Source organism: Herbiconiux sp. L3-i23, assembly GCF_023734115.1.
In the GTDB taxonomy this organism is placed as follows: domain Bacteria; phylum Actinomycetota; class Actinomycetes; order Actinomycetales; family Microbacteriaceae; genus Naasia.
In genome coordinates this window covers 1,606,091-1,618,010 of record NZ_AP025737.1, presented here as the reverse complement: position 1 = coordinate 1,618,010, position 11,920 = coordinate 1,606,091, and the positions used below count along the sequence as shown (strand labels likewise).

Below are 11,920 nucleotides of genomic sequence, written 5' to 3'. Positions count from 1 at the left end.
GCGGGAGACGACTCGCGTCTCCCGCCCCTTCTCGGCACCTCGAAGGGTCAGCTCTCGGCGGGGACCACCAGGCCGCCCCAGGTCTCCTCGATGAAGGCCTTCGTCTCGTCGGAGAGCAGCAGCTCCTTGAGCTTCGCGATACGGGGGTCGTCCTCGAGCTCCGGGGTGGTGGCGAGGATGTTGTAGTAGTCGCTGTCGGCGCCCTCGACGAGGATCGCCTCGTCGGCGGAGAGCCCGGCGGGCAGCGCGAACGCCAGCGTCACGAACGCGGCGTCGCTGTCGGCGACCGCCTGCGGGAGGCTCGCGTTCTCGATCTCGACGAACTGGAAGTTCTTCGGGTTGTCGGTGACATCGGCGATCGTGGTGGGCTCGTCGGTGGTTTCGATGAGGCCTTCGGCGGCGAGGATCTTGAGCGCGCGTCCCTCGTTGGTCGGGTCGTTCGGGATGGAGATGGTCGCGCCGTCCTCGAGGTCGTCGAGGCTGTCGACCGTGTCGCTGTAGAACGCGGCGGTGGGCAGGTAGATCTCGCCGGCGTCGACGAGTTCGCCGCCCGTCGAGCTGTTGAAGTTGGCGAGGAACGTCGAGTTCTGGAACAGGTTCGCGTCGGTCGACCCCTCGGCGAGCGAGGTGTTCGGCGTGTTGTAGTCGGTGAACTCGACGAACTCGATGGTGAGCCCGGCCTCCTCGGCGAGGTTCTCCTGCACGAAGTTCAGGATGTCCCCGGCGGGCGTCGCGAGCGCGCCGACCTTGACGGTGCCGAGCGAGTCGCCGGAGGCGTCGGCGGGCGCGCCGCCCGACTCCCCGGGAGGGGCGCAGGCGGTGAGGCCGAAGGCGACGACGGCGAGGGCGCCGACGGCCGCGAGGGCGGTGCGGGTGCTGAATCGGGACATGCTGTGTCTCATCTCATCTGGGAACGGTGCGGATGGTGCGGTGCCGGTGGTACGGGTCGTGCGGAGACCGTCGTGCGCGTGATGCGGGACGGGTCAGTGATGCGGGTCAGTCGGGAACGGCTGCGCGCGGATCGGTGAGTCGGCCGAGCGTGATCCGTCGAACGGGACCGCGGTGCGCCAGTGCACGAGCGATCAGCGCGGCGAGCCCCTGCAGCAGCATCACCAGCGCGAAGAGCACGATGATCACCGCGATGATGTGCGGCCAGCTGTACCGCTGGTAGCCGTAGCGGATGGCGACGTCGCCGAGACCGCCCGCGGCGACCACCCCCGCCATCGCCGAGAAGTTGATGATCGAGGTGATCGTGGTCGACGTGCCGAGGATGATGCTCGGCATCGCCTCGGGCAGGAGCACCTTGCGGATGATCTGCCACTTCGAGGCGCCGAGCGATTCGCCGGCCTCGACGAGTCCCGAGTCGACCTCCTTGAGCGCGATCTCGACCATGCGGGCGAAGAACGGGATCGCGACGGCCGAGAGCGGCACGATGGCGGCGTCGGTGCCGATGAAGCGTCCGAGGAGCAGCCGGGTGAACGGGATCAACGCGATCATCAGGATGATGAACGGCACGCTGCGGCCGAGGTTGACGACGAAGTCGATGATCCGGTTCACGACGGCGCCGAACGCCCGCGACCCGAAGGGGCTCGCGAGCAGCCCGCCCTTCTCGGTGGTCACGAGCAGCACGCCGAGGGGGAGACCGATGAGGATCGTCCAGAACAGCGAGCCGCCGACCATGTAGAGCGTCTGCAGCAGTCCGAGCCAGAGGACGTCGATGAGATCGGGCCAGAACTCCGGAGCGTTGATGTCGATCATTCGGCGCCTCCTCGGACGACCTCGACGAGGAGCCCCTGCGACCGCAGGTCGGCGATCGCGGCCCGGTGGGTGGATGCGACGCCCGGCAGCTCGAGACGGGTGCGCCCCGCCTGCCGTCCACCGAGATGCTCGATCGACGCCCCGAGGATGCTGACGTCGAGACCGTAGGTGCGGGCCAGCTGGGCGATCACCGGACGGTCGGCGCTGCCGCCCGAGAAGGTCACGTCGATGACCGTGTCCGCGTCGCCGTCGGGCAGCGGACCGAGCGGGAACAGCTGGCGCGCGAGGCGGGAGCCCGGCGTCGAGACGAGGTCGACGAGTCCGCCCTGCTCGAGGATGCGGCCATCGTCGATGAGGGCGACGCCGTCGCAGATCCGCTTCACCACATCCATCTCGTGGGTGATCAGCAGGACGGTAAGGCCGAGCTCGGTGCTGATGCCCTTGATCAGGTCGAGGATCGAGGCGGTGGTCTCGGGGTCGAGGGCGCTGGTCGCCTCGTCCGAGAGCAGCACCGATGGCTTCGCCGCGAGCGCCCGCGCGATGCCGACGCGCTGCTTCTGGCCGCCCGACAGCTGGGCCGGGTACGCGTCGGCTCTCGCCGACAGGCCGACGAGGTCGAGGATCTCTGCTCCGCGACGGCGACGCTCGTCCCCACCGACCCCGGCGATCTCGAGCGCGAGCTCGACGTTGCCGCGAGCGGTCCTGCTGCCGAGCAGGTTGAAGTGCTGGAACACCATGCCGATGCGCTGCCGCGCCGCGCGCAGGGCGCCGCCCGACAGTGCCGTCAGCTCTTGGCCGTCGATCGTCACCGTGCCGGAGTCGGGCCGCTCCAACAGGTTGAGCGTGCGGATCAGCGTGCTCTTGCCGGCCCCGCTCTGTCCGAGGACACCGAAGATCTGACCGCGCTCGACCTCGAGGCTCACGTCGTCGAGGGCACGCACGACGGAGCCGTCGGCGGTGGAATACGACTTGGACAGGTGGGATGCGGTGATCACGGTCCGTCGAGCCAATCAGCCCGGAATGTCCTGCGTCGAATCGGCGTTACCTAATGTGACGACACGCGTGCCGAGCACGGCTCGCCGAGGCTTATGCCCGGCGGCGTTCCGCGGTAAGCTGTCGTGTTGCGTCTGTCGCGCCTTCGGCGTGCGTTCGCGACAACACCTGTCCGCTCGTCGTGGACTTCCCGGGGCTCCTGCCTCGCCGCGACCTGATTACCTGTCCACCTCTGGAGTTTCTACTACATGTCAACCACTACGACCGCCCCGGCCGCCAAGCAGGTCGCCATCAACGACATCGGATCTGCTGAAGACTTCCTGGCCGCGGTCGAGAAGACCCTCAAGTTCTTCAACGACGGAGACCTGATCGAGGGCACTGTCGTCAAGATCGACCGCGACGAGGTCCTCCTCGACGTCGGCTACAAGACCGAGGGTGTCATCCCCTCCCGCGAACTCTCCATCAAGCACGACGTCGACCCCAACGAGGTCGTCAACGTCGGCGACTCGGTCGAGGCCCTCGTTCTCCAGAAGGAGGACAAGGAAGGCCGTCTCATCCTGAGCAAGAAGCGCGCCCAGTACGAGCGCGCATGGGGTGACGTCGAGAAGATCAAGGAAGCCGACGGCGTCGTGACCGGAACGGTCATCGAGGTCGTCAAGGGCGGCCTGATCGTCGACATCGGCCTCCGCGGCTTCCTCCCCGCCTCGCTCATCGAGCTGCGCCGCGTGCGCGACCTCACCCCGTACCTGGGTCAGGAGCTCGAGGCGAAGATCCTGGAGCTCGACAAGAACCGCAACAACGTGGTCCTGTCGCGTCGCGCCCTGCTTGAGCAGACCCAGTCCGAGAGCCGCAGCACGTTCCTCGCGAACCTGCACCCCGGACAGGTCCGCAAGGGTGTCATCTCGTCGATCGTCAACTTCGGTGCGTTCGTCGACCTAGGCGGCGTCGACGGTCTCGTCCACGTCTCCGAGCTCAGCTGGAAGCACATCGAGCACGCCAGCGAGGTCGTCGAGGTCGGCCAGGAGGTCACCGTCGAGGTGCTCTCCGTCGAGCTCGACCGCGAGCGCGTCTCCCTGTCGCTCAAGGCGACGCAGGAGGACCCGTGGCAGGTCTTCGCCCGCACCCACGCGATCGGTCAGATCGCACCGGGCAAGGTCACGAAGCTCGTCCCGTTCGGTGCGTTCGTCCGCGTGGCCGACGGCATCGAGGGTCTGGTGCACATCTCCGAGCTCTCGAACAAGCACGTCGAGCTGGCCGAGCAGGTCGTGTCGGTGGGTGACGAGGTCTTCGTCCGCATCATCGACATCGACCTCGAGCGTCGCCGCATCTCGCTGAGCCTCAAGCAGGCCACCGAGGCGATCGACCCGAGCAACCAGGAGTTCGACTCCGGTCTCGCGGCCCTCTACGGCATGCCGACCGAGTACGACGAGCGCGGCGAGTACAAGTTCCCCGAGGGCTTCGACCAGGAGACCGGCGAGTGGAAGGAAGGCTTCGAGGAGCAGCGCGCCACCTGGGAGCAGCAGTACGCCGACGCTCAGGCCCGTTGGGAGCAGCACAAGGAGCAGATCCTGCGCAGCATCGCCGACGAGGCCGCGGGCATCACTCCCGACAACTCGTCCTCCTCGTCGTCGAGCTCCAGCTCGTACTCGAGCGAGAGCCGCGGCGGAACCCTCGCCGACGACGAGTCGCTGGCCGCCCTGCGCGAGCGTCTCAGCTCCAACAACTGATCCGATTCGGATAGCGAGCGGCCGGTCACCTTCGGGTGGCCGGCCGTTCGGCTTCCGCCGGGGGACTCGTCGGCGGACCTGCCTCAGCGGAGGATGGGCTGCGCGGTGATCGCCGCGGTGAGCGCCTCGAGCGGCTCTTTCGCCGCGAGCGGGTTCGAGTGCAGGCGGTACTCGATGTCGCCGAGCTCGGGCAGCTCGAACCGGCGGCTCACCTTCACGAGATCCGCCGGCAGCAGTGAGTGCGGGAACACCGCCACGCCGAGACCTGCCCTGACCGCCGCGAGGAGACCGTTGACCTCGCGGACGTTGCAGGTGATCCGCCAGGTCCGCCCCTCGGCCTCGAGAGCCTCGATCGCGAGCGTGCGACTGAAGCTCGGCGCCTGATAGACGATGAGCGGCACCGGACCCGAAGGGTCGATCTCGGTGCGCTCCTCCGCCACCCAGACGAGTGAGTCGCGTCCGACGAACGTCCCCTCGGTCGCCCCCACGAAGTCCTTCACGAACACCAGATCCAGATGCCCGGCCGCGAGGCGGCGCTTCAGCACGTCGCTCTGGTTGACCGTCAGTTCGAGGTTCACCCGCGGGTGCAGAGCCCTGAACTGCCGGAGGATGCGGGGGAGCTGCGTGATCGCGAGGTCGTCCGCCGCGCCGAATCGCAGCCGTCCGCTCATCGCCGCACCGCCGAAATAGTTCTCAGCCGCGGCCTGCGCGGCGAGGATGCTGCGCGCGAACCCGGTCATCGCGTCCCCGTTGTCGGTGAGGCGCACGTCGCGGGTGTCGCGGGTGAAGAGGCGCCTGCCCACCGACTCCTCGAGTCGGCGCACGTGCTGGCTCACGGTGGGCTGACTGATGCCGAGACGCGCGGCGGCGGCCGTGAAGCTGGCCGTATCGGCGACCGCGAGGAAGGTGCGGAGGAGGACCGGATCGAGCATGACGACTCCATTCGAGAAGCCAATAGAACTGATAGTAGGAATCTAGTCGCTCAATAGCGATACGGCGAGTACCGTCGAAGACGCCGCCGGGGTCTCCCGGCGAGATACGGAACGCAAGAAGAATCGAACGAGCACCACACACGTGACCGCCTACACCGACAGCCGAACCGCACCGCTTCCCGTCCTCCGAGCCCGCCCACCGTGGCGGCACACCCTCATCGCCCTGTCGGTGCGCAACTACCGCCTCTTCGCGATCTCGCACTTCGTCGCCATGACGGCGGCGTGGATCCAACGCGTCGCACAGGACTGGCTCGTCCTCGAACTCTCGGGCAGCGCCTCCGCCGTCGGCATCACCGTGGCGGCGCAGTTCGCCCCCATGCTGCTGCTCGGCATGGTCGGCGGACTCATCGCCGACCGCTTCCCGAAGCGCAACCTGCTGCTCGCGACGCAGACGCTGAGCGCGATCCTCAGCGCCACCCTCGCTGTGCTCGCGCTCACCGGCACCATCCAGGTGTGGCACATCTACGTGCTCGCGCTGCTCTCCGGCCTCGTGACCGTGGTCGACAACCCCGCCCGCCAGGTCTTCGTCGGCGAAGTCGTCGGGCAGAAGCACCTGAGCAACGCGATCAGCCTCAACGCCTCGATCTTCCAGCTCGGCGGACTCATCGGACCGGCGGTCAGCGGTGCACTGCTGCTCTCGGTCGGCGCGGGCTGGTCGTTCGCGATCAACGCCGTCGCCTGCCTGGTCGTCGTCGGCATCCTGCTGTCGCTGCGCACCGAGCACCTGATGCCTGCGCCGGCCGCACCTCGCAGCAAGGGACAGCTCCGCGAGGCGCTCGCCTACATCGGCCGCAAGCCCGAGATCCTCTGGACGCTGGTGATGGTCGGCGTGCTCGCGGTGTTCGCGTTCACGATGCCGGTGCTCCTAGCCTCGTTCGCAGACGACGTCTTCCACTCGGGGCCCGGCGGCTACGGGCTCTACAACGCGGTGCTCGCGGGCGGTGCGCTCGTCGGAGCGATCGCGTCGACGCGGCGTGCGAGCCTCACCCTGCGCACCGTGATCGTCGCGGGCGGACTGTTCGCCGTCCTGCAGACGGTCGGCGGCACGATGCCCGTCGAGCTCGCCTTCTGCGTGGCGCTCTTCGCCGTCGGAGTCTTGAACCTGCTCTTCATCACCGGGGCGAACTCGCTCGTGCAGCTGTCCAGCAACCCGGCGATCCGCGGCCGGGTGATGTCCGTCTACATCCTGCTGCTGCTCGGCGGTCAGGCGATCGGCGGCCCGGTCATGGGATGGATCGTCGAGAGCTTCGGCGCCCACACCGGCATGGTCGTCTCGGGCATCGTGCCCGCGGTGGCCGCCGCGGTCATCGCGCTGCTGCTGTGGCGTCGCCGCGCCGCCGTGAGAGCCGCGGTCCCCGCCGCCTAGGCTGGAGGCATGCCTCTGATCGCGCTCACCGGCGGGATCGCCGCCGGAAAGTCGACCGTCGCCGCCCGGCTCGAGGCTCTGGGGGCGGTGATCGTCGACGCCGACGTGCTGTCGCGCGTCGCCGTGGAACCCGGCAGCCCGGGTCTCGAGGCGATCGAGCGGGAGTTCGGATCCGCGGTGATCGGACCCGATGGCGCCCTCGACAGGCCCGCGCTCGGCGCCATCGTCTTCGGAGACGCGGCGGCGCGCGAGCGTCTCAACGCGATCGTGCACCCCGAGGTCGGACGCCTGTCGCAGCGCGCCTTCGCCGACGCCTTCGCGCTCAATCCGGCGGCGGTCGTCGTGTACGACGTGCCGCTCCTCGCTGAGGCGAGGGGGCGCCGCGAGTTTGACGCCGTGGTCGTGGTCCACGCGCCGGCCGACGTGCGGATCCAGCGACTGGTCGAGAAGCGCGGCATGACGCGCGACGAGGCGGAGCGGCGGATCGGCGCCCAGGCGGGCGACGACGAGAGACTGGCCCTCGCGGATCACGTGATCGACTCGTCGCGCACCCTGGCGGAGACGATCGCCGAGGTCGACGCCCTCTGGCCCGTGCTTCGGGGGACGCTCAGACGGTGAGCGCCTCTTCGGCTCGGCGGGCGGCCGCGCTGCGACGGCTCGACTGGGCGACGGCGACGACGTTCGCGAGGCTGATGACGACGAGCCCCACCACCTGACCGAGGCCGAGCGACTGCCCGAGGATCAGCAGCCCGGACACTGCGGCGGCGGCGGGGTGCACGCTCTGCAGCACGCTGAACAGCCCGCGTGGCACCCGCTTCAGCACGGCGAGGTCGATGGAGTAGGGCAACGCGGACGAGAGCACTCCGACGACGAGTCCGATCAGGGCGATGCGACCGAGTTCCTCCGCCGGTGTGTGGACGAGGATGACGACCAGCATCGGCAGTGTGATCAGCGACGCCACGCCGCTCGCGACGGCGGTTCCCTGGGCGCCCGGCAGCGAATGGGAGGCGCCCTGGCCGAAGACGATGTAGCCGACCCACGCCGCACCGGCCAGCAGGGCGAGCAGAACCCCGAGCAGGTCGAGATCGTCGACGGTGCCGGTCAGCAGAACGACGCCCCCGCCGGCGGCGAGCCCGCAGAACAGATCGACGAGACGACGCGAGGACAGCAGCGCGAGGGCGAGAGGACCCAGGAACTCGAGCGTCACGGCGAGTCCGAGCGGGATGCGCTCGAGCGCGCCGTAGATGCCGAGATTCATCACGACCAGCATCAATCCGAGCAGAAGCGCGGGTCGCACCGTCTTCCAGGTGAACCCGCGGGCACCGCGGATCACGACCGGCAGTAGCACCAGTGCCGCAAAGAACTGTCGCAGTCCGACCACGCCGATCGGGCCGATCAGGGGCAGCAGCGAAGCGCCGAAACCCGCGCCGGTCTGCACCGACGCCGCGCTGACGATCGGCCCCGCGGCGAACAGGGTGCGCGAGCTGCGGGAGGGAAGCGGTGCCACCCTGCGACGCTACGCCGGGCGCCGCGAAGCGAGAAATGCATCCCGCCTCCCACTTATGCTTCTCGCGTATGGATCTCGAGCTCCGACACCTCCGCGCCTTCCTCGCGGTCGCCGACGAGGGCTCGTTCACCGACGCGGCGATCGCGCTGGGCTCGTCTCAGGCGGCCATGTCGCGCACGGTGGCCGCCCTCGAGCGCATCGTGGGCACCGCGCTGTTCCGCCGCACCACGAGGTCCCTAGAGCTCACGCCCGCAGGCGAGCGGATGCTGCCTGAAGCCCGCGTGCTGGTCCGTCAGGCCGAACGGGTCCACGCCGCCGCGGCCGGTGCCGTGCGCCCGTTGCGGATCGGTCACTCCTGGTCGGCCCTCGGGGCGCTGACCATCCCGGTGACACGGTCGTGGGCGTCGGCACACCCCGATGCGCCGCTCGTCCTCGAGAAGCACAACGACCGCACCTCGGGGCTCGCCGCGGGCCACGTCGACGCCGCCATCGTGCGCCACGCCCTCACAGACACCGCCTACCGCTCCCGGCTCGTCGGCACCGAGCCTCGCGTCGCCGCGGTCGCCGCCGACGACCCGCTCGCCGCCCGCTCGACCCTGCAGCTGCGCGATCTCGTCGATGCGACGGTGGCGGTCGACCGCACCACGGGCACGACGCGGCCGGAGCTGTGGCTCGAGGTCGGCCTGACGGCCGCTCCCGCGATGGTGTTCACGGGCGACGTCGACGAATGGGTCGATCGGATCGCCGCCGGGGGAGTGGTCGGCATCAGCGCCGTCTCGACGAGTCATCAATACCCCCGGGCGGGCGTCCGGTACCTGCCCCTCGTCGACGCTCCGGCGCTCGAGGTACGCCTGGTCTGGGATCCGCAGCGGGCGCATCCGCTCACCGACGAGCTGGGCGACGCGCTCGAGGCGGCGTACCGGTCGGCCTAGGCTCCGCCGTCAGCGAATAGGGGCCCTCGTGTCGGAGGGTCTTCCTACACTGAAGGACATGCAGCCGACCCGTGCCGTGCGCCCCTTCGAGGTCATCAGCGAGTACGCCCCGAGCGGCGACCAGCCGGGCGCGATCAAAGAGCTCGCCGGCCGCATCAACGCCGGCGAGACCGACGTCGTGCTGCTCGGCGCCACCGGAACCGGCAAGTCGGCCACGACGGCCTGGCTCATCGAGCAGGTGCAGCGACCCACGCTCGTGCTCGCCCACAACAAGACCCTGGCTGCGCAGCTCGCGAACGAGTTCCGCGAGCTCATGCCCAACAACGCGGTCGAGTACTTCGTCTCCTACTACGACTACTACCAGCCCGAGGCCTACGTGCCGCAGACCGACACCTTCATCGAGAAGGACAGCTCGGTCAACGCCGAGGTCGAGCGACTGCGGCACTCGACCACGAACTCGCTGCTGAGCCGTCGCGACGTGGTCGTCGTGTCGACCGTCTCCTGCATCTACGGGCTCGGCGCCGCCGAAGAGTACCTGGGCGCGATGGTGGCGGTCCAGGTGGGCGATCGCATCTCGCGCGACCAGCTGGTGCGGCGCTTCATCAACATGCAGTACGAGCGCAACGACTACGACTTCTCCCGCGGTCGCTTCCGCGTCAAGGGCGACACGATCGAGATCATCCCCGTCTACGAAGAGCACGCGGTGCGCATCGAGATGTTCGGAGACGAGATCGAGGCGCTCTACTCGCTGCACCCGCTCACCGGCGAGGTGATCAGGCAGATGGACTCCGTTTCGATCTTCCCCGCCACCCACTACGCCGCGAGCCCCGTCACGATGCAGCGGGCGATCGGCACCATCCGCGAGGAGCTCGCCGAGGAGCTGCCACGACTCGAGAAGGCGGGCAAGCTGCTCGAGGCGCAGCGCCTGCGCATGCGCACCTCGTTCGACCTCGAGATGATGGAGCAGATCGGCTTCTGCTCCGGCATCGAGAACTATTCGCGGCACATCGACGGGCGCCGCCCCGGCGAGGCGCCGAACTGCCTGCTCGACTACTTCCCCGACGACTACCTCGTCGTCATCGACGAGTCGCACGTGACCGTGCCGCAGATCGGCGCGATGTACGAGGGCGACGCCTCCCGCAAGCGCACCCTCGTCGAGCACGGTTTCCGCCTGCCGAGCGCGATGGACAACCGGCCGCTCAAGTGGGAGGAGTTCAAGGACCGGGTCGGGCAGACCGTGTACCTGTCGGCGACTCCCGGTCGCTACGAACTCGGCATGGCCGACGGCTTCGTCGAGCAGATCATCCGCCCCACCGGACTCGTCGACCCGCAGATCGTCGTCAAACCGAGCAAGGGCCAGATCGACGACCTCCTCGAAGAGATCCGAGTGCGCGTCGAGCGCGACGAACGCGTCCTCGTCACCACGCTGACGAAGAAGATGGCCGAAGAGCTGACCGCTTTCCTCACCGAGTCGGGCGTCAACGTGCGCTACCTGCACTCCGACGTCGACACCCTGCGACGCGTCGAGCTCCTCAGTGAGCTGCGGGCGGGCGTCTACGACGTGCTCGTCGGCATCAACCTGCTCCGCGAAGGCCTCGACCTGCCCGAGGTGTCGCTCGTGGCGATCCTCGACGCCGACAAGGAGGGGTTCCTCCGCTCCTCGACCTCGCTCATCCAGACCATCGGGCGCGCCGCGCGAAACGTGTCCGGCGAGGTGCACATGTACGCCGACACACTGACCGACTCGATGAAGAACGCCATCGAGGAGACCACCCGGCGCCGCGAGAAGCAGATCGCGTACAACCTCGAGAACGGCATCGACCCGCAGCCGCTGCGCAAGAAGATCGCCGATATCACCGATCAGCTGATCCGCGAGGGCGCCGACACGAAGGAGCTGCTCGCGGGCCGGCAGTCCGGCAAGCGCTCACCCACTCCGAACCTCCGGTCGAAGCGCGAGGGCATCGCGGCGCAGGGGGCGGCGGAGCTCGAGTCGATCATCGCCGACCTGAACGACCAGATGCTTCAGGCCGCGGCCGAGCTGAAGTTCGAGCTGGCGGCGCGTCTGCGCGACGAGCTGAACGAGATGAAGGGCGAGCTCCGACAGATGGCCAAGGCCGGCCACATCAGCTGACGAACCGGGCCGACCGAAATCGTCCGGAACTCGAGGAGGAGCCATGCAGCAACGCGTCAGTCTGATCACGCTGGGGGTCACCGACCTCGCCCGGTCGATCGCCTTCTACGAGGCGCTCGGCTGGCGGGCCAGCTCGAAGTCCGTCGCGGGGGAGGTCGCCTTCTTCCAGGCCGGCGGCATGGTGGTGGCGCTCTGGGGGCGGGCTTCGCTCGCGGCCGACTCGGCGGTGACCGACACGGGTGGTTGGGGCGGGGTGACCCTGGCTCAGAACGTCGCGAGCGTCGAGGAGGTCGACGAGCTGCTCGCCCGCGCCGAGGCCGCCGGCGCCACTATCGGGCGCCCGGGGGCTCCCACCGAATGGGGCGGATACTCGGGGCTCTTCCTCGACCTCGACGGGCATCCGTGGGAGATCGCGGTCAACCCCGACTGGACGCTCCGAGACGATGGCGGGGTCGAGCTCGAGTGAGCGCGATGCCGACCGAGAGCAGACCTTGCTGACAGCGAACCGGGGGAC

The 11,920-nt window shown here is 68.9% G+C and carries 11 protein-coding genes; 6 read left to right on the top strand and 5 right to left on the bottom strand.

What is annotated here, in order from left to right; genetic code table 11:
• Positions 1–47 precede the first annotated feature (47 nt).
• The 3 genes from NGH83_RS07615 to NGH83_RS07605 form a co-directional block, all read right to left on the bottom strand.
• Positions 48–890: a MetQ/NlpA family ABC transporter substrate-binding protein gene (locus NGH83_RS07615; RefSeq protein ID WP_251855673.1), complete on the bottom strand. Its 843-nt coding sequence runs from the start codon at positions 888–890 to the stop codon at positions 48–50.
• Between the two features lie 106 nt (positions 891–996).
• Positions 997–1,758 (bottom strand): methionine ABC transporter permease, encoded by a 762-nt coding sequence (locus tag NGH83_RS07610; RefSeq protein ID WP_251855672.1) that lies wholly within the window; start codon positions 1,756–1,758, stop codon positions 997–999.
• Positions 1,755–2,753, bottom strand: a complete 999-nt coding sequence (locus NGH83_RS07605; RefSeq protein WP_305881781.1) for a methionine ABC transporter ATP-binding protein — start codon at positions 2,751–2,753, stop codon at positions 1,755–1,757. The genes NGH83_RS07610 and NGH83_RS07605 overlap by 4 nt, the downstream gene beginning before the upstream one ends.
• 246 nt (positions 2,754–2,999) lie before the next feature.
• Between NGH83_RS07605 and rpsA the strand changes: the two genes are divergently transcribed.
• The gene (gene rpsA / locus NGH83_RS07600) at positions 3,000–4,478 is read left to right on the top strand and encodes a 30S ribosomal protein S1 (RefSeq protein WP_251855671.1); all 1,479 of its coding nucleotides are present in this window, start codon (positions 3,000–3,002) and stop codon (positions 4,476–4,478) included.
• Positions 4,479–4,561: 83 nt separating this feature from the next.
• Here the strand turns inward: rpsA and NGH83_RS07595 are convergent, their stop codons facing one another.
• Positions 4,562–5,410 carry a LysR substrate-binding domain-containing protein gene (locus NGH83_RS07595; RefSeq protein ID WP_251855670.1) on the bottom strand — a complete coding sequence of 283 codons (849 nt, stop codon included), beginning with the start codon at positions 5,408–5,410 and terminating at the stop codon, positions 4,562–4,564.
• Between the two features lie 142 nt (positions 5,411–5,552).
• Here NGH83_RS07595 and NGH83_RS07590 point away from each other — a divergent pair, with 142 nt between their 5' ends.
• A complete protein-coding gene (locus tag NGH83_RS07590; protein ID WP_251855669.1) occupies positions 5,553–6,836 on the top strand; it encodes an MFS transporter in 1,284 nt (427 codons plus the stop codon).
• 9 nt (positions 6,837–6,845) lie between these two features.
• Positions 6,846–7,454 carry a dephospho-CoA kinase gene (coaE, locus tag NGH83_RS07585; RefSeq protein ID WP_251855668.1) on the top strand — a complete coding sequence of 203 codons (609 nt, stop codon included), beginning with the start codon at positions 6,846–6,848 and terminating at the stop codon, positions 7,452–7,454.
• Here coaE and NGH83_RS07580 read toward each other — a convergent pair.
• Positions 7,444–8,343 (bottom strand): DMT family transporter, encoded by a 900-nt coding sequence (locus tag NGH83_RS07580; protein WP_251855667.1) that lies wholly within the window; start codon positions 8,341–8,343, stop codon positions 7,444–7,446. The genes coaE and NGH83_RS07580 overlap by 11 nt on opposite strands.
• A 68-nt stretch (positions 8,344–8,411) precedes the next feature.
• Between NGH83_RS07580 and NGH83_RS07575 the strand changes: the two genes are divergently transcribed.
• From NGH83_RS07575 to NGH83_RS07565, 3 genes are read left to right on the top strand one after another with little or no spacing between them, the layout of a single operon-like run.
• Positions 8,412–9,275: a LysR family transcriptional regulator gene (locus NGH83_RS07575; protein ID WP_251855666.1), complete on the top strand. Its 864-nt coding sequence runs from the start codon at positions 8,412–8,414 to the stop codon at positions 9,273–9,275.
• Between the two features lie 58 nt (positions 9,276–9,333).
• Positions 9,334–11,406 carry an excinuclease ABC subunit UvrB gene (uvrB, locus tag NGH83_RS07570; protein WP_251855665.1) on the top strand — a complete coding sequence of 691 codons (2,073 nt, stop codon included), beginning with the start codon at positions 9,334–9,336 and terminating at the stop codon, positions 11,404–11,406.
• A 43-nt stretch (positions 11,407–11,449) separates the two neighbouring features.
• Complete coding sequence (locus NGH83_RS07565) at positions 11,450–11,872, top strand: VOC family protein (protein WP_251855664.1); 423 nt, start codon at positions 11,450–11,452, stop codon at positions 11,870–11,872.
• The last annotated feature ends 48 nt before the right edge of the window (positions 11,873–11,920 follow it).